19 protein-coding genes are annotated in these 19,809 nt (G+C 66.1%); 14 read left to right on the forward strand and 5 right to left on the reverse strand.

Annotation, left to right across the window (positions count from 1 at the left end):
• Window positions 1-16 precede the first annotated feature (16 nt).
• Window positions 17-484 carry an SRPBCC family protein gene (locus QNO06_RS00265; protein ID WP_227912392.1) on the forward strand — a complete coding sequence of 156 codons (468 nt, stop codon included), beginning with the start codon at window positions 17-19 and terminating at the stop codon, window positions 482-484.
• Window positions 485-575: 91 nt separating this feature from the next.
• On the opposite strand, the gene QNO06_RS00270 is transcribed toward QNO06_RS00265, so the two are convergent.
• Window positions 576-1,574: an SDR family NAD(P)-dependent oxidoreductase gene (locus QNO06_RS00270; RefSeq protein ID WP_227912393.1), complete on the reverse strand. Its 999-nt coding sequence runs from the start codon at window positions 1,572-1,574 to the stop codon at window positions 576-578.
• A 174-nt stretch (window positions 1,575-1,748) separates the two neighbouring features.
• Between QNO06_RS00270 and QNO06_RS00275 the strand changes: the two genes are divergently transcribed.
• A complete protein-coding gene (locus QNO06_RS00275) occupies window positions 1,749-2,750 on the forward strand; it encodes a LacI family DNA-binding transcriptional regulator (protein ID WP_227912394.1) in 1,002 nt (333 codons plus the stop codon).
• 44 nt (window positions 2,751-2,794) lie between these two features.
• On the opposite strand, the gene QNO06_RS00280 is transcribed toward QNO06_RS00275, so the two are convergent.
• Window positions 2,795-3,907, reverse strand: a complete 1,113-nt coding sequence (locus QNO06_RS00280; RefSeq protein WP_227912395.1) for a GTP pyrophosphokinase — start codon at window positions 3,905-3,907, stop codon at window positions 2,795-2,797.
• A gap of 319 nt (window positions 3,908-4,226) precedes the next feature.
• Between QNO06_RS00280 and QNO06_RS00285 the strand changes: the two genes are divergently transcribed.
• The 5 genes from QNO06_RS00285 to QNO06_RS00305 are packed head-to-tail and all read left to right on the forward strand — an operon-like array spanning window position 4,227 to window position 9,904.
• Entirely contained in the window at window positions 4,227-5,522 is a 1,296-nt protein-coding gene (locus QNO06_RS00285; protein WP_227912396.1) for an extracellular solute-binding protein, read from the forward strand.
• A 40-nt stretch (window positions 5,523-5,562) separates the two neighbouring features.
• The gene (locus QNO06_RS00290; RefSeq protein WP_284162475.1) at window positions 5,563-6,534 is read left to right on the forward strand and encodes a carbohydrate ABC transporter permease; all 972 of its coding nucleotides are present in this window, start codon (window positions 5,563-5,565) and stop codon (window positions 6,532-6,534) included.
• Window positions 6,535-6,581: 47 nt separating this feature from the next.
• A complete protein-coding gene (locus QNO06_RS00295; protein WP_502850447.1) occupies window positions 6,582-7,439 on the forward strand; it encodes a carbohydrate ABC transporter permease in 858 nt (285 codons plus the stop codon).
• Between the two features lie 27 nt (window positions 7,440-7,466).
• Window positions 7,467-9,083: a beta-N-acetylhexosaminidase gene (locus QNO06_RS00300; protein WP_227912579.1), complete on the forward strand. Its 1,617-nt coding sequence runs from the start codon at window positions 7,467-7,469 to the stop codon at window positions 9,081-9,083.
• Complete coding sequence (locus tag QNO06_RS00305) at window positions 9,083-9,904, forward strand: IclR family transcriptional regulator (protein WP_227912578.1); 822 nt, start codon at window positions 9,083-9,085, stop codon at window positions 9,902-9,904. Before QNO06_RS00300 ends, QNO06_RS00305 begins: the two co-directional genes overlap by 1 nt.
• Window positions 9,905-9,962: 58 nt before the next feature.
• Here QNO06_RS00305 and QNO06_RS00310 read toward each other — a convergent pair whose 3' ends face one another.
• Genes QNO06_RS00310 through QNO06_RS00320 form a run of 3 tightly spaced genes read right to left on the reverse strand, consistent with a single transcriptional unit; the run spans window position 9,963 to window position 12,140 of the window.
• Window positions 9,963-10,367 (reverse strand): RidA family protein, encoded by a 405-nt coding sequence (locus QNO06_RS00310; protein WP_227912577.1) that lies wholly within the window; start codon window positions 10,365-10,367, stop codon window positions 9,963-9,965.
• The gene (locus QNO06_RS00315; protein ID WP_227912934.1) at window positions 10,360-11,109 is read right to left on the reverse strand and encodes an IclR family transcriptional regulator; all 750 of its coding nucleotides are present in this window, start codon (window positions 11,107-11,109) and stop codon (window positions 10,360-10,362) included. The genes QNO06_RS00310 and QNO06_RS00315 overlap by 8 nt, the downstream gene beginning before the upstream one ends.
• An 11-nt stretch (window positions 11,110-11,120) precedes the next feature.
• Complete coding sequence (locus QNO06_RS00320) at window positions 11,121-12,140, reverse strand: sugar kinase (RefSeq protein ID WP_231708694.1); 1,020 nt, start codon at window positions 12,138-12,140, stop codon at window positions 11,121-11,123.
• Window positions 12,141-12,384: 244 nt separating this feature from the next.
• On the opposite strand from QNO06_RS00320, the gene QNO06_RS00325 reads away from it, so the two are divergent.
• Genes QNO06_RS00325 through QNO06_RS00355 form a run of 7 tightly spaced genes read left to right on the forward strand, consistent with a single transcriptional unit; the run spans window position 12,385 to window position 19,783 of the window.
• The gene (locus tag QNO06_RS00325) at window positions 12,385-13,701 is read left to right on the forward strand and encodes a type III PLP-dependent enzyme domain-containing protein (protein WP_227912575.1); all 1,317 of its coding nucleotides are present in this window, start codon (window positions 12,385-12,387) and stop codon (window positions 13,699-13,701) included.
• Between the two features lie 10 nt (window positions 13,702-13,711).
• A complete protein-coding gene (locus QNO06_RS00330) occupies window positions 13,712-15,361 on the forward strand; it encodes an N-acyl-D-amino-acid deacylase family protein (RefSeq protein ID WP_227912574.1) in 1,650 nt (549 codons plus the stop codon).
• Entirely contained in the window at window positions 15,358-15,993 is a 636-nt protein-coding gene (locus QNO06_RS00335; RefSeq protein ID WP_227912573.1) for a bifunctional 4-hydroxy-2-oxoglutarate aldolase/2-dehydro-3-deoxy-phosphogluconate aldolase, read from the forward strand. The genes QNO06_RS00330 and QNO06_RS00335 overlap by 4 nt, the downstream gene beginning before the upstream one ends.
• Window positions 15,994-16,039: 46 nt before the next feature.
• A complete protein-coding gene (locus QNO06_RS00340) occupies window positions 16,040-17,434 on the forward strand; it encodes a GntP family permease (protein WP_227912572.1) in 1,395 nt (464 codons plus the stop codon).
• Between the two features lie 43 nt (window positions 17,435-17,477).
• Entirely contained in the window at window positions 17,478-18,248 is a 771-nt protein-coding gene (locus QNO06_RS00345; protein WP_349774820.1) for an alpha/beta hydrolase, read from the forward strand.
• A gap of 35 nt (window positions 18,249-18,283) precedes the next feature.
• Window positions 18,284-19,192 (forward strand): carbohydrate kinase family protein, encoded by a 909-nt coding sequence (locus tag QNO06_RS00350; RefSeq protein ID WP_227912570.1) that lies wholly within the window; start codon window positions 18,284-18,286, stop codon window positions 19,190-19,192.
• Between the two features lie 54 nt (window positions 19,193-19,246).
• Entirely contained in the window at window positions 19,247-19,783 is a 537-nt protein-coding gene (locus QNO06_RS00355; protein ID WP_227912569.1) for a YbhB/YbcL family Raf kinase inhibitor-like protein, read from the forward strand.
• Window positions 19,784-19,809: the final 26 nt, after the last annotated feature.

Consider the following 19,809-nt stretch of genomic DNA (forward strand, 5'->3'; position numbering starts at 1 on the left):
ACAGAAGGAGAGTTCATTGACCACTGATCAGACGAGCATTGTAGTTTCCCGGGTCATCGATGCCTCGGCAGCGGACATTTTCAACTTGTTGTCCAACCCCGAGCGCCACCACGAGCTGGACGGTTCCGGCATGGTGGTCTCGGATGAGAAGACCGACCGCATCACCGCGTCCGGCCAGGTGTTCACCATGAACATGCACAACGAAAAAATGGGCGACTACCAGACGGAAAACCACGTCACCGGGTACGACCACAATAAGATCCTGGCCTGGCAGACCGCCCCGGCCGGCACCGAGCCCAAGGGCTGGCAGTGGGTATGGGAGCTGCAGGCCGAGGGTGCCGACTCCACCGAAGTCACCCTGACCTACGACTGGTCCCACGTCACGGACAAGGAAACCCTGAAAAAGGTGTCCTTCCCGATGGTGTCCAAGGATGACCTGGAGGAATCGCTGAACAAGCTCGCCGCCGCGGTCTCCGGTTCGTAGCGGGTCCGCATAGCAGCACGAAATAACAGTACGACGGCGGCCGGTTTCCTTTTCGAAGGGAACCGGCCGCCGTCGTACTGCCGTTCGGAGGTTAGACCGCGGACCAGCCGCCGTCGGAGGGCAGGATGGCGCCGTTGATGTTCACGCCGTCATCGCTGAGCAGGAACGTGATGGATGCTGCCAGGTCCTCGGCCGAGGCCAGGCCGGGGATGTTCACGCGGGCCGGGGAGAGGCGGGCTTCGCCGTACTCGCTGACCTTGCCGCCCATCGGAATGCCCGTGGCTACGCCGCCCGGAGCCACGGCATTGACGCGTATGCCTTCACGGGCATACATAAACGCGGTGCTGCGGGTGATGCCAACAACGGCGTGCTTGGATGCGGTGTAGGCCACGCCGGAAGCGGAGCCGCGCAGGCCCGCTTCGGAGGTGATGTTCACGATCGAGCCCTTGCCGGCTTCGAGCATGGTGGGCAGCACGGCGCGGGTCAGGCGGACCAGGCCGTCCACGTTCACGGCGAAGATCTTCTGCCACATGGCATCGGACACCTCGTGCAGCGGGGAGAAGTCGTCATTGATGCCGGCCACGTTGGCCAAGCCGTCAATACTGGTGCCGGCGGCGGCAATGATGCGCTCGACGGCGGACAGGTCGGTCAGGTCAGCTGCCACCGGAACGATGGACTCGCCGAGCTCGTCGGCGAGCTCCTTGATCCGGCCCTCGGCAATGTCGACCGCAATGACGCGCCCTCCCTCGCGGGAGATCCGGGCGGCAGTGGCCCGGCCGATGCCGGAGCCGGCACCGGTGACGATGATGGTGCGGCCTTCGAAGCGGCCGGGAACGGCGGGCAGCACGGTTGCTTCGGTCTCCGGCATCACGCCGCCGTTGGCTGCCTTGACGAGTTCATCCACTGCGGCCTGCGGGAACTGGCCCTGGCTCAGATCCACCAGCTGCTGCAGCTTCAGGGTCAGTGCCGGGCCCAGACTGGACTCGTCGCTGCCGGCCTGCGCGAGCATGCCCCGGATGGCGGGGCCGCCTGCCGGGTGATCGAGCCACTGCTGGACGGTGTTCTGGGCGGTGATGGGCTGGTTTGCCACGAGCCGGTCCTTTCGATGGGGCGGCCGTGCAACGCGGCCGCGGGATATTCGGGCGTCTACGCGTGTGACCATCTCGCGGGTTACACGTGTAAGTTCCCTGTAAGGTCAGACTACCGGAGTTCTCCGGCAGATCAAGGCGCAATTAAGGCGCAGTCCACAGCGAAAGGACAGCCGGTGGAACGCAGGGCCACCTCCCACGACGTCGCTAAGGCGGCGGGGGTTTCCCGGGCTACGGTTAGCTACGTGCTGAACGGGCGGAACGGGCAGAGCATTTCGGCCGGCACCAGGGACCGCGTGCTGGCCGCCGCCCGCGAGCTTGGCTACATTCCCTCCACCGCTGCCCGCACACTGCGCAGCGGCCGCAGCGACTTGGTGCTGATGCTGCTCCCGCCGGAGCCGCTCGGCCGGGCGCTGGCCATCATCATCGATGCCGCCTCCGAATACGTGGAGCAGCACGGGCTGCGCCTGGTTGCACACCGGCTGCCGCGGCAGGGCGGCGCCGCGTCACTGGTGCATTCGCTGGCCCCCGCTGCGCTGATCCTCATCACCCCCCTCGAGGAGGCTGAGCTGGCGGGCATGGAAGCTGCCGGGCTGCGTGTGGCCTCGCTATATCCGGCGCTGGATGATCCGCTGGGACCGGACCTGGGCATCGGCGCCCTGCAGGTGGCGCACCTGGCCGCGGCCGGACACCGGCGGATCGGGGTGGCCGTGCCCGCAGGTCCGGCGTACGCCTACCGGGTCCGGGTGCGCGTGGCGGCCATCGAAGATGCCTGCGCGCGGCTCGGGCTGCCGGCGCCCGCCGTCGAATACCTTGAACTGGACGCGGAACAGGCGCGGGCCGCCGTCGGGCACCTGCTGGAGGGGCCGGAGCCGGCGGAGGCAGTGTGCGCGTTCGACGACGACCATGCGTTTGCGCTGTTGGCAGGCCTTGCCGCCCGCGGACTGTCCGCACCGGCGGACCTGGCGGTGATGGGTGCGGAAGATATTCCCCTGGCCGGGCTCGCCGTGCCGCCGCTGACCACTGTCCGGGTGGATGCCCGGCTGCTGGGGGAGCGTTTTGCAAGGATGGCGCTGGGTGAGCCGTCCGCTCCGGACACCAGTGCCCGGAGCGGGGAACCGGCGGAACCGGCGGACATGCTGCCGCCGGTCAGCCTGGTCCGGCGGGCCTCGGCCTGACAGCGCCGGCTCGAGGATCCCGCCTAAGGGTGTCGGCTAAGGGGCTAGGACTGTTCGGCTTCCCGGGCCCGGTACATCTGCATCTGCCGGTACCGCCGGCCCAGTGATTCACGCCGCGGCTTGACCGGTGCGTCTTCGGGTTCGGCGGTGAGGTCAATGTGCTTTTTGCCGAAGCGCCAGAGCAGCAGGTCATCCAGCAGCCGGTCCGGGCCGGGGGAGTAGCGGTGGTCCAGGGCCGCGCGGACCTTGGTGATCGCATCGGCCTGCAGCAGCCCGGCCAGGTCCATGGTGGTCTTCATGCCGTGCGCAGCCAGCAGTTCCGCCGCCCAGCCCCAGTCATCGCCGGCCTTCCGGTTCACATGCGGCAGCAGGGTCATCCAGACGTGCCGGATCCGGTTCGGGGTCAGGGGGGCGCTGCCTTCCCCTTCCTCGTCCCAGAACCCGGTCACCGTCTCATAGCGCTCGTGCAGTTCGGCGAACGCCGTTTCCACGGTCTCGAGCATGGCCGCCGTGGAGGTGAACTGGCGGTCGAAATAGGGGCTCCAGGCCCGCGGATCCCCGGCCTTGAACCGGATGTCGTGCTCAATCTCGGACCAGGCATGGGCCAGCACGGTGCGGATCTGCACTTCGAACAGGTAGCTGCCGTTGGGCCGCTGGTCCGGTTCCAGCAGTTTATGGAATTCGCGCACCGTTTCATTCTGGATGGTGCGCAGGATCAGGTGCCGGCTGGAATAGCCGTAGGTGCCGGACTCGATGGAGCCGATGTCCTTCTCACGGTCACCGCGGCAGTCGAACTCGGCCCGCTGGCGCTTGATGAGGTTCGCGGCCTCATCCACCTCGTGCGGGAGGGTCATAATCACGCGGACCCCCACCAGGTCGGTGAGGTTGCGCAGCGGGTCCGGGAAGAGCAGCGTGGGCAGCTCTCCGGGGTTCTCCGCCGGCAGCGTACGGGCGGCCTTGGCCCGGAATGACTCCACGGTCTTGGTCCGGGAAGCAACAAACAGGGGCTGGACAGGGCTGTCCGCAAAGACGCTGCGCAGGTGCGCCTCCATCTCGGCGGTCACCGCTTCCAGACCCGGCCGAACCCGGGCGTATTCATCCGTACTGGCTTGGACAACCGGCCGCAGCCGCTCATCCAATGTGTCCCAGGCGCTCATGTCCTCCCCGTCCTTACGAAACGGCGCCGAGGGCGGCACCGCATCTCCAACAAGCCTATGCCAGCACGGACGGGACCGCAGACCCGGGGCCGGGCGGACACCGGCCGAGGCGGACGGAGCGGTTCCTGCCGATCACCACCCCCGGTATTCCAAGGATTTGACGCGAAATAGGCGCAAAAACAAATTGGCATTTTGCAGAGCAAAACTTATGCCGATGTATATTTCCGCCCGATTCCCGCCGCTATATGGTCTTCCCAATGCCCGGACCGGGACCGCACCGGGGGCAGGGCACGTCACTGCTCGCACCTATGGAGGACCCTTGAAGATTGCACGCACTGCGGCGGTGGCCGCCCTTTCCCTCACCATGGCGCTATCTGCCTGCGCCCCGCCCACTTCTGACAATGCGGCGGCAAATGAGGACCAGGACACCGGAACCATCCGCGTCTGGTTGTTCTCCGAGGTGAACCAGGACCCCAAGTCCGCCGTGGTGGATGCCGCAGTCGAAGAATTTGAAGCAGCCCACGAGGGCGCGGAAGTGGACGTCCAGTACATTCCCGTGGACACCAGGGCCGAACGCTTCAAAGCCGCCTTCAACGATCCGTCGAGCGCCCCCGACGTCGCCGAATTCGGTAACACCGACCTGGCGAGCTACGTGGCCTCCGGAGGCCTCGCGGACATCACCTCGGATATAGAGCAGTGGGAGGAAGGCCAGGACCTCGACGAGAAGGTCCTGGCCACCACTGAAATTGATGGAAAAAACTACGGGGTGCCGTGGTTCGTGGGCGTGCGGGCCCTGTACTACCGAACCGACATCCTCGACCAGCTGGGCGCAGAGGTGCCCAAAACCCTCGCGGAAGTGGAGGAGACGGCCCGCGCAGCCCGCGCCGCAAACCCGCAGATGCTTGGAATTTCGGTAGGCGGAGCCGCGCAGTTCGCCGCCATGCCCTACCTCTGGGCGGCCGGCGGCAGCATCGCCGACGAAGAGGAATCAGGGTTCGTCTCCGGACTGGATTCGCCCGCCTCCCGGGAAGGGGTCAGCGCCTACACCAGGCTGATGCAGGACGACATCTGCCCGCCCCAGACCTGCGCTGAGTTCGGCGGCAACGCCAGTGTCCAGCAGTTCATTGCAGGCAATGCCGCAATGACCATCGGCGGGGACTTCAACTACAAGGCAGTGGCCGAAAGCGCTGTGAAGGACAACTTTGCCGTGGTGCCGCTTCCGGGTACCACCGAAGGATCCATTGCTCCGGCGTTTGCCGGCGGCAACAACCTGGGCGTCTTCAACAGCAGCGAGCACCGCACCCTGGCCACCGATTTTGTCCAGCTGCTCGCCAGCAAGAAATACCAGCAGCAGATGTTCGATGCGATGGGCAACCTGCCCACCTTCAGCGACGTGCAGAAGGATGTAGCCGACGCCCACCCGGAGGTGGCCCCGTTCATCGCAACACTGGAAGCGGGAACGAATTTCGTACCCGTCACCGACACCTGGTCCACCATTGATGCCCAGGGCGTCTTCACCGGGATGTACCAGAAGATCGTCACGGGCAAGAGCGACGTGGAGACGGCCACCAAAGAAGCAGCCGACGCCATGAACCAGGCATTCGGATCCAAATGATGCACAAAACCGTTGACCGCACTGCGGGCAGGGTCCAGGGATGAGCGCGGTTCTGCCGGTTCTGCCCAAGACCCCGCCCGCCGGCGGCGGCCGCAGCAGCGGCCGCCGCCGGGCCATGAACCGCAGCCGGCTGGAACCGTGGCTTTATCTGGCCCCGGCGCTGCTGGTGCTCGCTGCCCTGCTGGCATACCCGATTTTCCAGCTGGTAAATGTCTCGCTGTATGACTACGGCCAGGCGCAGGTAAGCGGAAATGCACCCCTGCGGTTCACCGGCCTGGAAAACTACCGGAAGCTGTTTGCCGACCGGCAGTTCTGGACCGTCCTGGGCAACACCGTGGTTTTCGCGGCGGCATGCGTAGTCCTTACCCTCGCGGTGGGAGGTGCCCTTGCCGTCCTGGCCACCCGCCTGCGGCCATGGGTCCGCTCGGTACTGTTTATTGTGTCGCTCGGCGCATGGGCCACCCCCGCAGTGACCGGAAGTGCGGTATGGCTTTTCCTCTTTGACCCGACGCTGGGCCTGATCAACAAGCTCTTGGTCTCCGTGGGGTTTGACGGGTTCGCAGGCCATTCATGGACGTATGACAAATGGTCGGGATTCGGCCTGGTAGCCAGCGAAGTTGTCTGGTGTTCCTTTCCGTTTGTGCTCGTGACCATCTACGCCGGCATCCAGGCGATCCCTGCGGAATTGGTGGAGGCCGCCACCCTTGACGGAGCGTCCATGCCCCGGATTGCCCGGAGCATCATGCTGCCCATGCTGCGTCCAGTGGTCATCATCGTGACAATCCAGTCGATTATCTGGAATTTCAAAATCTTCTCGCAGATCTACATCATGACCGGGGGCGGCGGCATAGCCGGGCAGAACCTTGTGCTCAACGTCTACGGCTATCAGCAGGCCTTCGCCGCGAGCCTGTACGGGCTCGGGTCAGCCTTGGGGGTCATCATGACCGTCCTGTTGATGGTGGTTACCCTGGTTTATCTGCGTCTTCTACGGAAGTCAGGTGAGGTCCTGTGACCGCCGTTCCCACTACCGACACACGGCCCACCGCAGCAGCGGCCACAGTGCGTCCCGCCCGAACACGCCGCCGGCCGCGTTTCGGTGCCGATGCAGTTGCGCTGGCGATAGCCGCCTGCGTGGCTTTTCCGCTTTTCTGGATGGTGCTCTCCGCATTGAAACCGCGGACCGCACTGGATGCGGGCGATTCCGCGCCCTACACGCTGGAACCGTCCCTGGACTCGTTCGGCAGGGTGTTGTCCGTCAACAACTTCGGCCAGTACTTCCTGAACAGCGTGATTGTGGCACTGGCGGTGGTGGTTATTTCCACGATCCTGGCGTTCCTGGCCGCCGTCGCCCTGACCCGCTACAGCTTCAAGCTGCGCACAAAACTGCTGATTATCATCCTGGTGGCCCAAATGGTCCCGGTGGAAGCACTGACCATTCCGCTGTTTTTCCTGCTGCGCAATGCGGGTGAAGCAATTCCCCTGGTCGGGTTGAACCACCTGGGCTCCCTGGTCCTCGTGCACGTTGGCTTCAGCATTCCCTTTGCCATCTGGATGCTGCGCGGATTCGTGGCTGCGGTGCCGGTGGAAATCGAAGAAGCCGCCCGGATCGACGGCGCCGGCAGCTTCCGCTTCGTGCGCTCCATCCTTTTCCCGCTGGTAGCGCCGGGCGTGGTGGCCTGTTCCGTGTTCTCCTTTATCTCCACCTGGAACGACTTCCTGTTCGCCAAAACCTTCATCATTTCCGCGCAGGAGAACCAAACGCTGCCCATGGCCCTGCTGACCTTCTTCAAACCCGACCAGAATGACTGGGGCGCCATCATGGCCGGTTCCGTGATCATGACCATTCCGGTGCTGATCTTCTTTATAGCCGTGCAACGCAGGCTGGTATCCGGTCTTGCCGGGGCAGTGAAGGGCTGAGTGCAGATGCCATCCGACGGAGGCCGCATGACCGCAGAGAACCATACGCTTATTCCCCTGCCGCGGAGCACGGAGTTTGGGGGCGGGGACCTGGAAGTGGGCCCGGAGGCAACGTTGTCCGCCGACCCCGGACTGCGATCCGTCCGCCGCTGGCTCGCCTCGGCACTGGGATCGGCCACCGGCTGGGAGCTGCTGCCCGCAGCGGAAAATCCCACCCTCGAGCTTCTGCTGGATCCTTCCCTCGCGGCGGAAGAGTACCGGCTGGACATTGAGGACCGGATCGTCATCCGCGCCGCTGGAGCAGCGGGTGCCTTCTACGGCGCCCAGACACTATTGCAGCTGATGGGCCCGGACGCGCTGCGGCAGGCGCCGGCCACGGCGGGGCCGGTTACCCACAGGGTTCCGCAGGGCAGCGTGGCGGACAGCCCCCGCTACGGGTACCGGGGCGTCATGCTCGACGTTGCGCGGCACTTCATGCCCAAGGACAACATTTTCCGTTTCCTGGACGTGATGGCGCTGCACAAACTGAACGTGCTGCACCTGCACCTGACCGATGACCAGGGGTGGCGGATGGAAATCCGCCGCTACCCGGAACTGACCAGGACCGGGGCCTGGCGGCGCGAGTCTTCGCGGGGAACCTGGCGGGCCGGGGTTTACGACGGCGTGCCGCACGGCGGGTACTACACGCAGGCGGATCTGCGGGAAATCGTGGCATTTGCTGCTGAACGCCACATCACGGTCATTCCCGAGATTGACGTTCCCGGCCACAGCCAGGCAGCCATCGCCGCGTATCCGGAGCTGGGATCCGGTACGGCTGTCCCGGAGGTGTGGACGCGGTGGGGCATCAACGAGACGGTTCTGGACATCTCCGAAGCGTCACTGGATTTTTACCGCAACGTGCTTGACGAGGTGTTGGAGGTATTTCCGGCACAGTGGATCAGCCTGGGCGGTGACGAGGTGCCCGTGGTCCAGTGGGAACGAAGCGAAACTGCGCGGGCCAAGGCCCGGGACCTGGGACTGGACGGCGTGGCGGGCCTGCACAGCTGGTTCGTCGGCCAGCTGGCGCAGCACCTGTCCCGGCGGGGGCGCACTGCCGCCGTCTGGGACGAGGTGGGCGACGGCGGCCTGCCCGACGGCGCCCTGGTCAGCTCCTGGCGGGGCTTCCAGGGCGGCCTGGACGCGCTGGCGAAGGGGTATGACGTGGTGATGTGCCCGGAGCAGCACCTATATCTGGACCATCGGCAGGCCGAGGGGGACCAGGAGCCCGTTCCCGTCGGATTCCTGACCACACTGGAATCCGTCTACGGGTTCGAGCCGCTTCTTGCATCCGGTGCCGGTGCTTCTTCGGGACGGCTGCTGGGGGCCCAGGCCAATATCTGGACCGAACACCTGGACTCGCCCCGACGGGTACAGTTTGCCGCCTATCCCCGGCTGTGCGCGCTGGCCGAGGTTCTGTGGTCGCCGCAGGACCGCCGCAATTATGCAGGGTTCCTGCAGCGCCTGGCACCGTCCCACCTGGCTCGGCTGGGTGCCATGGGGGTGGAATACCGTCCGCTGGAGGGTCCGCATCCGTGGCAACAGCGTCCCGGCGTGGCAGGGTGGATCCGGGATCATGCCGATGAGCCCGCAGAAATGGGAGGCTGATGGTGGTAGCGGTTGATGGGCAGGAAGGACGGAATTCCTCCGCCTCGCTGCGTAAGGCGCTGACGCTCCTGCGTGTGGTTTCGGAGCTTTCGGACAATGCGGAAGGACTGGCGCTGAATGAACTGAGCCAGGCGTCCGGCCTGAACAAAAGTACTGTCCTGCGCCTGGCCGCGCCGCTGCTCGAAGAGAACCTGCTGGACCGCGACCATGAAAGCGGCCGTTTCCGGTTGGGCCACGGGTGCCTCCAGCTTGGCCAGTCCTACGTGGACAGCCTGGATCTGCGCAGTGCGGCAAATGCCGAGCTGCGGCTCCTGATGCGTTCGGTTCACAGCACCTGCCACTTGGTGGTGCTGTCCGGAGAGGACGTTGTTTACCTGGACAAGGTGGAGGACGAAGCCACCGTCCGCATGGCCTCCCGGGTGGGGGCAACCATGCCGGCGTATTGCACGGCGGTGGGAAAGGCCATGCTGGCCTACAGCCGCGAGGATGTTGTTGCCCCAATCCTTGCGAAGACACTGCACCCCATCACTCCCCGGACCATTACCGATCCGGAGGTCCTTAGGGCGGAACTGGCAGCGGTCCGGCGGCGCGGCTATGCCATTGACGACAGGGAAAACGAACCGGACGTCCGGTGCGTGGCGGCGCCCATTTTCGGACACGAAGACACCGTAGTGGCCGCGCTGAGCGTTTCAGCGCTTTCCTCGCGCATGACACCGCGGCGGGTGCGGGAAGTAGGGCAAATGGCCGTGGAAACCAGCCTGCGGATTTCCGCGAAACTGGGTTCCCGCCGTGCACGCGGGCGCCTGACCGCTCCGCTTTGAGCGGGGCTGCAGTGCAGGCCGGCCCGGTGCCGCTGCACGCGGCACCGGTGCTCCGCTGCTAGCCGGTGATTGCCAGGGCGTCGATTTCCACGAGCATGACTTCGTGCGGAAGGTCAACGAAAACGGTGGTCCGCCCCGGAAGGGCGCCGCTGGGTACGTTTTCCTTGATGAACTCTCCGTAGGCTTCGTTCATGGCCGCGAAATCCCCGCGGGTGGTGAGATAGACACGGAACATCAGCACGTCCTCCACGGAGGAGCCGCCGGCTTCAAGGATTGCCTTGACGTTTTCGAGGGTCCGGCGGGTCTGTGCCCGGACATCCCCTTCGGCAATGTACTTGTTGGTGGCCGGGTCCATGGGGCCCTGTCCGGACACCTGCAGGAAGCCCCCCTTCCGAACTCCCTGGGAGAAAACGTGCGCGGGCGCGGGGGCGTTCTCGGTCAGTACAACGGTCTTTTCACTCATGGTTGTCCTTTCGGGGGTTGATCCAGCCGAGGTCCGACGAAATGGCCTCGGTGCAGGCTTGGAGCTGCGGCAGCATACCGAGAAGTCCCTCGTAGCTGAGCATGACTATGGGTACGGAGAAGGACGCGGCGGCAACGGCGTTTCCCCGGCCGTCCCGGATGGGGGCGGCAATGCAGTGGACAAAGGATTCGTGTTCGGCGTTGTCATGCGCCCAGCCCTGCGCCTTGACCTGTTCCAGTTCGGCCAGCAATGCTTCCGGGCCGGCCAGGGTGTTCGGCGTGAACCTGACGTAGTCCAGTCCGGCCGCGATGTGTTCCTGCTCGGCACGCGGCAGGTCCGCCAGCAGGACCTTCGCCACCGCCGCCGAGTGCAGTGCCGCCGTCAGGCCGATCCGTGAATACATCCGGACCGGATGGTGGGACTCGAACTTGTCGATGTAGATGACGTCGTTGCCCTCGAAGGCGGCCAGGTGGACCGTGTGTCCGGTGCGGGCGTTCAGGTCGGCCAGGTGCGGACGTGCGACGGCGCGGATGTCGCGTTGCTCCAGTGCCAGCGAGGACAGTTCAAAGAACTTGGGTCCCAGCCGGAAACGCTGCTCCTTGTCGCGGACCACGAAACGCCGCTCTTCCATTGCATGCAGCAGGCGCATGATGGTGGTTTTGTGCACGGTGGCCCGGGATGCCAGTTCGTCCAGGGTTGCAGGCTGCTCGGCAAGCTCGCCCAGCAGGTCCATGGCCCGCATAAGGCTTTGGCTCACGGGTCCGCCTTTCCAGGGATTGGGGAAATAGTCGAACTTGCAAGGTTATCAACGGCGGGAGAACGGATTTCGCCCGCAGCCACGGAGGTGTTTCCCCAGTCCGCGTCGCTGCACCCGACGAGTGCCGTCAGCAGCGGCGCCGGCGGGAGCGGGCCGCGGTCGCCGGGAACGGTCAGCGTGCAGGCGGCGCTGATGTGCCCGCGCCGCAGGCTTGCCTTTAAATCGAGCCCCAGCAGCATCCCGCTCAGGTATCCGGCAGCGAAGGAATCACCTGCCCCCACGGGTTCAAGCACCTCGACCGACAAGGCTGGAACTTCTTCACGGGCACCGCTGCGCTCCAAGGCGACGGCGGTGAAGGCCTCGTTCTTGATCACCAGTACCTCCGGGTCCGGGAGGAGTGCACGAAGCTCCTGCTCGTTGCCCGTCCCGAAGGCGTGTTCGGCTTCGTCACTGCCGACCAGGACCACATCGGCAAGGTTTGCGAGCTCCTGGAGGACGCCGTGGTCCTTGCCGTGCCAAAGGGCGGGCCGCCAGTTGACGTCAAAGCTGATGATGCGGCCGTTCCTCGGCAGGGAAAGCACTGCACGGCACAATTCCAGGCAGTCGGGGGAGAGGGCGGGCGTAATGCCGCTGAGGTGGATCAGGCGGGCATCAGCCAGCAGGCCGGCGACCACTTTGTCCGAGAGCAGGTCCGGTCCCATGGCAGAGGCTGCGGAGTCCTGCCGGTAATACAGCATTGAGCTGCCGGACCCGCTCTGCCCTTCCTGCGCGGGAACTTTGACGTAGAGCCCGGTGTGGCGCAGCGGGTCGCGCTGGACGCCTGTTGTCCCCACGGAGTGGGCGCGGAGGTCCGCCAGGATCCGGGAGCCGAAGCCGTCCTCGCCCACCCGGCCTATCCAGTGGGTCTCGATGCCCATGGCGGCCAGGCCCATGGCGACGTTGGATTCGGCCCCGCCCAGCCCCACCTGCAGGACATCTGCCTGCTCGAGTGTCTGTTCGCTTGCAGGAGTCAGCATGGCCATTGACTCGCCTAGGCATACGGCTGAAAGCACTTGTTTCCTGTTCTCACCCTGGGCTGCGTCGTCCTGCGATCGCCGGGCACTGAAGCCCGGGAGAAAATGCGGCGGACACTGCTGAGCGTTCCTTGACTCACGATTCGCCACCATGTTAGACATATCACCATCAGATTTGCAACGAACGTTGCAAAATACGCAACGGGGTGGCTATCTGCTCCGCAGTCCTTTGAAGGGATCCGCAGCGGTGTCAACCCCCATCCAGGCGCCGGCCATTAACGCCGACGCGGTATCAGACCTGCAGTCCACCGTCCTGGGCTGGCGGCACAAGGCAGCCCCCTCAAGCTCGCAGGGCCGCACGGTAAAGGACTTCCTGGCGTCTGCTCCGCACCTTTCGGACTTCCACACCCCGCTGCTCACCCTGGACGGGACAGCCGTGCAGTACAACATGCGCCGGCTTGCCCAGTGGTGCAGGGACCACAATGTGCTGCTGGCGCCGCACGGGAAAACCACCATGGCACCGCAGCTGTGGGCCCGGCAGTTGGAGGAGGGTGCGTGGGGAATCACCCTGGCGAACCTGGCACAGCTGCGCGTGGCACGTGCCTTTGGCGTCCACCGGCTGCAGCTGGCCAACACCCTGGCCGACCCCGAAGCGATCAGCTGGGCCGCGGATGAAGCGGCCGCCGGGCGGCCCATCCTGTCCTGGGTGGACTCCGTGGACAGTGTCCGAAACCTCGAACTGATCCTGTCCAAGCGGCACGACGGTGCCGTATTGGATGTGCTGGTGGAGCTGGGCGGCCATGGCGGGCGGACCGGAGCCCGGAGTGTCGAGGCGGCGCTGGAGGTTGCCAGAGCGGCGGGTTCGTCGCCCGTCCTGAACCTGGTGGGAATTTCCGGGTACGAAGGCGCCTTGGCGCATACCGCCGACGCCGCGGGACTGGCAGCGGTGCGCGGTTACCTGCAGCAGATGGCGCACCTGCACGCTGCCGTGCTGGAGGAGGGGTTGTACACCCCGGGTGCGGGAGTAATCCTCACCGCCGGCGGCAGCGCGTATTTTGACGATGTGGTCCAGGTCCTGTCTCCGCTCTGCACCCCGGGCGATGCCAACGGACCCGCCGTGCAGCTCATGATCCGCAGCGGAGCCTACGTCATCCACGATGACGGGTTTTACCGGGAAATCTCACCGCTTTCCCGCGACGGCGGAACGCCGCTTGCGGCCGGTATGCACGGCTGGGCGCGGGTAGTGTCCCGGCCGGAACCCGGGCTGGCCATTCTCGATGCCGGCAAACGTGATCTCCCGGTGGACGAAGGGTTGCCGGAGCCGCAGCTGGTTGGCCCGGCGCTGGGCGGTCCGATGCGGCCCCTGAAGGGCCGGATCACGGCGGTCAATGACCAGCACTGCTTCCTGGCCGTCGATGCGGGGGAATCGATACGGGTGGGGGACGTGGTCCGGCTGGGGCTGTCCCACCCCTGCACGGCCCTGGACAAATGGACACTCATTCCGGTGCTGGCCGACACGGACCGCGACGGCGCGGTTGTGGACCTCATCCAGACATTCTTTTAGGGGGCCGGACATGAGCATCCTCATCAGCAACGCAACCCTGGTGGACGGCACGGGCAATGAGCGCCGTGCCGCCGACGTCGTGGTGGAGGGAACCGCAATTGCCGCGGTCACAGCTGCCGGCGAAGCGGACCCTTCAGCCCCCGGCACCGAGCGGGTTATTGACGCTTCCGGGCTGGTCCTGGCTCCGGGGTTCATCGACATGCACGCCCATTCCGACCTCCAGCTGCTCGCGGAGCCGGGCCACTACGCCAAGCTCAGCCAAGGGGTAACCACTGAGCTGCTGGGACAGGACGGACTGTCCTACGCTCCCGTGGACACTCCAACCCTGGAGGGCATCCGCCAGAAGATTGCAGGGTGGAACGACGACCCGCAGGGATTTGCCTACGACTGGCGCAGTGTCGGTGAGTATCTGGACCGTCTTGACGCTGCCGGTCCATGCGGCCGCATAGCCACGAACGCCGCGTACCTGGTCCCGCAGGGCACGGTCCGGGCAATGGTGATGGGTTTTGCGGAGGGCACACCAACCGCTGCACAGATGGAGCAGATGGAGGACGCCGTACGCACCGGGCTGGCGGAGGGGGCCGTGGGAATGTCCTCGGGCCTGACATACACGCCCGGAATGTACGCCGACACCGAGGAACTGGCGGCCCTGTGCCGGGTGGTAGCTGAGCACGGCGGCTTTTATGCTCCGCATCACCGGTCCTACGGGAAAAATGCACTCGCTGCCTACGCCGAGATGATCGGCCTGTGCCGGGACAGCGGGTGCGCGCTCCACCTCTCCCACGCCACCATGAACTTTGCCGAAAACAAGGGGCGTGCCGGTGAACTCCTGGCATTGATCGACGAGGCGCTTGACGACGGCGTCGACATCACGTTGGACACGTATCCCTACCTGCCGGGCGCTACGACGCTTTCGGCGATCCTTCCCAGTTGGGCGTCATCGGGCGGGACGGCGCAAACCCTGCAGCGGCTGGCGGACCCGGCGAGCCTGGAACGCATCCGCAAGGATGTGGAAGTCAACGGGTCCGACGGATGCCACGGAGTGGTGGCGGAATGGGACACGCTGGAAATCAGCGGCGTCCGCAACCCGGCTCTGGGCGGTTTTGTGGGGCGGACCATCGCCGCCATCGCTGCAGAGAGCGATACAGCACCTTTCGACGTTTTCGTGCACATCCTGCGCGCGGACAGCTTGGGTACCGGCATCCTCCAGCATGTGGGACACGAGGAGAACGTCCGGACCATCATGACCCACCGCTCCCACACGGGCGGCAGCGACGGCATCCTGGTGGGGGACAAGCCCCATCCCCGGTCATGGGGCACTTTCCCCCGTTACCTTTCCCGTTATTGCAGGGAATTGGGGCTATTGACGCTCGAAGAGACCGTCCACCACCTCACCGGCCGTCCTGCTGCCCGGTTGAAGCTGGACCGCCGGGGGCTTGTCCGCCCCGGCTGGGCCGCCGACCTGGTGTTATTTGACCCCCGGACCATTGCGGACCGGGCCACTTTCGACCAGCCGCGCCAGCCGGCTGCCGGCATCCCCTATGTATTCGTCAACGGCACCGCGGCGATTGACGGCGGAAAGCCGACCGGTGCCCGTGCCGGCCGTGCCCTCCGCCGCCATCCCGACGGCAAAACCCGGATTGGAAAAACAAGCATATGACCCCGGAAGAATTCACCCGCCAGCTCCGCGAGGACGCCACCTTGGCCGTGGTCAGGGCTCCCGGCATCCCCGACCCGGCGGCGCTGTGCACCGCGCTGGTCGCGGGAGGCATCCGCACCGTGGAACTCACCTACACCATCCCGGACGCGCTCAAGCACCTGCGCACGGCGGTGGACGCCGCCCTCGACCATGGTGCCCTGGTGGGCATGGGCACGGTGCTGACGGCAGACCAGGCCCGTGCTGCCATTGACGCCGGGGCGGGTTTCCTGGTGACTCCCGGACTGCGGCCGGAGGTTGCCGCCGTCGCAGCCGAGGCGGGCATTCCCTTCAGCCTTGGCGCCATGACGCCCACGGAAGTGGCGCAGGCGGTGGACCTGGGCGCTACCGCCGTCAAGATCTTCCCCGCCCGGCAGCTGGGGCCCGCGTACCTGAAGGATCTCCAGGGCCCGTATCCGGGTATTGCGCTGCTTCCCTCCGGCGGCATCGACGCCGGCAATGCTTCCGATTACCTCCGTGCCGGGGCCATTGCCGTGTGCTGCGGGACCAGTGTCGTCCCACCGGCTGCAGTGGCTGCCGGTGACTGGACGGACATCCAGGTCCGTGCAGCCGGTTTCACCGGCACACTCCGCTAGACCTTTCCTTTCCTTCCTGTCTCGAACACCGAGTAGAGAGAACCTCATGCAAGATGTAATTAGCTGGCTGCGCGAAGATACTGCCGGCCTCCTCCTGCTGGCGGCTGCCGGCATTGCGCTGCTCCTCTTCCTGATTATCAGGATCAAGCTGGAACCCTTCATTGCACTGGTGGCCACCGGCGTCCTCGTGGCTCTGGCCGGCGGTGTGCCGATCAATGATCTGGTGGGCACAGCGACCAAGAGCAGCGACGCCCTCATTGAAAAGGGCTTCGCCGGCATCCTGGGCCACATTGCCCTGATCATTGGCCTGGGCACGGTTCTGGGTGCCATCCTCGAGCGGTCCGGCGGCGCAGAAGTGCTGCTGGGGCGGCTGGTGAAAATCTTCGGGGAGAAGGGCACCCCGCTGGCCATGGGCATTACCGGGTTTGTCCTGGGCATCCCGGTGTTCTTCGACATCGGTATCTTTGTCCTGGCTCCGCTGGTGTACGTTGCGGCGGTCCGCGGCGGCAAGTCACTGCTGCTCTACGCCCTGCCCCTGTTGGCGGGCCTCTCGGTCACCCACGCCTTCCTGCCGCCGCACCCCGGCCCGGTGGCCGCCGCCGGGCTGCTGCACGTGGAACTGGGCTGGATCATCATCATGGGTCTCGCCTGCGGCATTCCCGCATGGTTCGCCTCAGGCATCCTGTGGGGTACCTGGATCGGCAAGCGCGTGCACATCAACGTGCCCGAAGACCGCATTGTCCCCGAAACCGCTGAAGACCGCGGATTCGGGGCTCCGTCCCTGGCGGTGGTGCTGGCCTGCATCGGACTGCCCATGCTGCTCATCCTGGGTGGAACCTTCGGCAACATCTTCCTGCCCGAAAGCCCGTTCCGCTCCGCCCTGCAGTTCTTCGGGAACCCGGCAATCGCCCTGACCGTGGCTGTGCTCATTGCCATGTGGCTCCTGGGTACGAACCGCGGGATGACCTCCTCCGAACTGGCGGAGCTCACCTCCTCCTCGCTTCGCCCGGTGGGCATGATCCTGCTGGTAGTCGGCGCCGGGGCGTTCTTCGGAGCCGTGCTCACGGCAACCGGTGTTGGCACCGCAGTGGCCGAATCGCTGGCCACGGCGGGACTTCCGCTGCTGGTTTCGGCCTTTGTGATCAGCGCCGGGATGCGTATTGCCCAGGGCTCCGCGACCGTTGCCATTGTCACCACCGGCGGCATCCTCGCGCCGGGCCTGCTGGAAGGCGGGTACTCCCAGCCGCAGCTTGCCCTGATTACCATGGCGATTTCTTCCGGGTCCATCATTGCCAGCCATGTGAACGACGGCGGTTTCTGGATTATCGCGAAGTACTTCAATATGTCGGTCAAGGACACCCTGAAGACCTGGACGGTGCTGGAAACGGTCCTGTCCCTCGTGGGCTTCGGAATGGCCGCCCTGCTGTACCAGTTCGTCTAGGACCCGGCCCCGTCCGGACCGTGAAGAGGATGACATGCCTGCCATGAAGTATTCGTACGGTCCCGGGCCGGAACAGTATGCCGAACTAACCCTCCCGGCCTCAGGCCCGTCCGGCCGGGAGGGTGCCCCGCGCAACGGGACCGTCGTGATCATCCACGGTGGCTACTGGCGCTCGAAATACACCGCTGAGCTTGGCTGGCCGCTGGCCCGGGACCTCGCCGCCCGCGGCTTTGCCTGCTGGAACATGGAGTACCGGCGGGCCGGGAACGGCGGCGGCTGGCCGCAAACGCTCGAAGATGTCCTGGCCGGCATCAACGCCCTGTCCCCGGCGGCAGAGGCCGAGGGCGCGGACCTGTCCCGGGTCACCCTGCTGGGCCACTCGGCCGGCGGCCACCTGGCCGTGCTGGCCGCAAAAGCCGCCAAGGCCGAACCGTCCGCGGTAACCGTTACCGGCGTCGTGAGCCAGTCAGGGGTGCTGGACCTGGCCGCGGCGCACCGGCTGGGCCTCAGCGACGGCGCCGTGGAAAACTTCCTGGGCTGCCCACCGGGCCTGGATCCGCAACGCTATGTGGACGCGGACCCTATGCAGGCGCTGCCGCTGCCCGTACCGGCCTGGGTGCTCCACGGAGCGGAAGACACCACGGTTCCGGCAGGATTCTCCACCTCCTGGGCCCAGGCGGCCGCCGCAGCCGGCACCCGTGTGCAGCTGCGCACCATCCCGGGGGACCACTTCGCCATGATCACCCCCGGCACCGCCGCCTGGGCCGCCGTCGTCGAGGCGCTTCACGAAGCAGCAGGAAACCGGGTTCCTTAGAGAAACGGGTACCCGGCTCTGTTAGGTTTGACAGCATGCTTACAGTGATCGGTGAAGCCCTGGTGGATGAAGTGGTCAGCGACACTGCGCCGCGGCGCTCCCACCCGGGCGGCAGTCCCCTGAACGTCGCTGTGGGCGTGGCCCGGCTGGGGCGGCCGGTGCAGTTTGTGGGCCGTTTCGGCTCCGACAGTTACGGCGCCCTGATCGCCGAGCACCTGCGCGCCAACTCCGTGCTTACCGCCTTCGCCGCCGACGACCTGCCCACCAGCGTGGCCACCGCGGTCCTCGATCCGGCCGGCGGCGCCCGCTACACCTTCGACCTCGAATGGGAACTGCCTGGCCTGGACCTGCCGGTGCTGCTGGACGGCACCACCATGCTGCACACCGGCTCCATCGCCGCCATGCTCTCACCGGGTGCCGACCATGTGCTCCGCGCCGTGGAGCACGCCCGGCCCGCCGCCACCGTCACCTATGACCCCAACTGCCGGCCCTCCATCATCACCGACGTATCCTATGCCCGGGAACAGGCCGAAAAGTTCGTAGCCCTTGCCGACGTGGTCAAGGCCTCGGACGAGGACCTGCAATGGCTGTACCCCGATGAGTCCCCGGAGGAATCCGCCCGCCGCTGGCTTGCCGCCGGGCCATCCCTAGTGGTCCTGACCCGCGGGTCCAAGGGGCCGTGGGCCGTGGCGGCGGCAGGGGAATGCGCTGTCCCCGCGCCAACGGTCACCGTAGTGGATACGGTGGGCGCCGGTGATTCCTTTATGTCCGCGCTGCTGGTGGGCCTGATGGACCGGGAGCTCGACGGCGGTGCACGGCGCAGCGATCTGGCGCGGATCCGCGTCGATGAGGTCGAGAAACTGCTCTCCTTCGCCGCCCGGGCCGCCGCAGTGACCGTCTCCCGCGCCGGGGCGAACCCGCCCTACCGCAACGAACTTCCGTAAGTCCCCGGTTCCGGCCCGCGGGCCGCCCGGTCAAGAACCGCCAGAGGAGAAGCAGTGGAAAGCCGAGACCCGTACAAGGACCTTCCGCAGGTGCCGCAGTTCGCCGTTGAGAGCGAGGAATTCACCAGCGGCTGTCCCTTCGCGCCCGCCCAGTACAGCGCCAGGCTGGGTGTGCCCGGAGGCAAGGATGCCTCCCCGCAGCTCGCCTGGTCCGGGTTCCCGGAAGGGACGCGCAGTTTCGCCCTCACCATGTATGACCCGGACGCGCCCACCGCCAGCGGCTACTGGCACTGGGCGGCGTTCAACATCCCCGCGGCCGTCACCGGCCTCGACGGGGACGCAGCCAACAGCGGGCAGATGCCCGGGGGCACGGTGCAGCTGGCCAACGACGCCGGGTTCGCCGGTTTTGTGGGTGCCGCCCCGCCTGCCGGACACGGCCGGCACCACTACTACGTGGTGGTCCACGCGGTGGACACGGAGGAACTGGACGTGGCCCCTGACGCCAGTCCCGCCGCACTGGGATTCGCCCTGTATACGCATACCCTGGGCCGCGCCGTCATGGTCGGCACGGCCGAAATCCCCGCGGACTGACGCCGGCGCGGGACGTAAGCTAAAAG

This window comes from Arthrobacter sp. zg-Y20 (assembly GCF_030142075.1).
Lineage (GTDB): Bacteria > Actinomycetota > Actinomycetes > Actinomycetales > Micrococcaceae > Arthrobacter_B.

Excerpts from the sequence above, each read along its gene's own strand:
- QNO06_RS00280 (WP_227912395.1), bottom strand. The coding sequence starts at position 3,907 with ATGAGCGCCTGGGACACATTGGATGAGCGGCTGCGGCCGGTTGTCCAA.
- QNO06_RS00290 (WP_284162475.1), top strand. The coding sequence starts at position 5,563 with ATGAGCGCGGTTCTGCCGGTTCTGCCCAAGACCCCGCCCGCCGGCGGC.
- QNO06_RS00300 (WP_227912579.1), top strand. The coding sequence starts at position 7,467 with ATGACCGCAGAGAACCATACGCTTATTCCCCTGCCGCGGAGCACGGAG.
- QNO06_RS00305 (WP_227912578.1), top strand. The coding sequence starts at position 9,083 with ATGGTGGTAGCGGTTGATGGGCAGGAAGGACGGAATTCCTCCGCCTCG.
- QNO06_RS00310 (WP_227912577.1), bottom strand. The coding sequence starts at position 10,367 with ATGAGTGAAAAGACCGTTGTACTGACCGAGAACGCCCCCGCGCCCGCG.
- QNO06_RS00315 (WP_227912934.1), bottom strand. The coding sequence starts at position 11,109 with ATGCGGGCCATGGACCTGCTGGGCGAGCTTGCCGAGCAGCCTGCAACC.
- QNO06_RS00320 (WP_231708694.1), bottom strand. The coding sequence starts at position 12,140 with ATGCTGACTCCTGCAAGCGAACAGACACTCGAGCAGGCAGATGTCCTG.
- QNO06_RS00330 (WP_227912574.1), top strand. The coding sequence starts at position 13,712 with ATGAGCATCCTCATCAGCAACGCAACCCTGGTGGACGGCACGGGCAAT.
- QNO06_RS00335 (WP_227912573.1), top strand. The coding sequence starts at position 15,358 with ATGACCCCGGAAGAATTCACCCGCCAGCTCCGCGAGGACGCCACCTTG.
- QNO06_RS00340 (WP_227912572.1), top strand. The coding sequence starts at position 16,040 with ATGCAAGATGTAATTAGCTGGCTGCGCGAAGATACTGCCGGCCTCCTC.
- QNO06_RS00345 (WP_349774820.1), top strand. The coding sequence starts at position 17,478 with ATGAAGTATTCGTACGGTCCCGGGCCGGAACAGTATGCCGAACTAACC.
- QNO06_RS00350 (WP_227912570.1), top strand. The coding sequence starts at position 18,284 with ATGCTTACAGTGATCGGTGAAGCCCTGGTGGATGAAGTGGTCAGCGAC.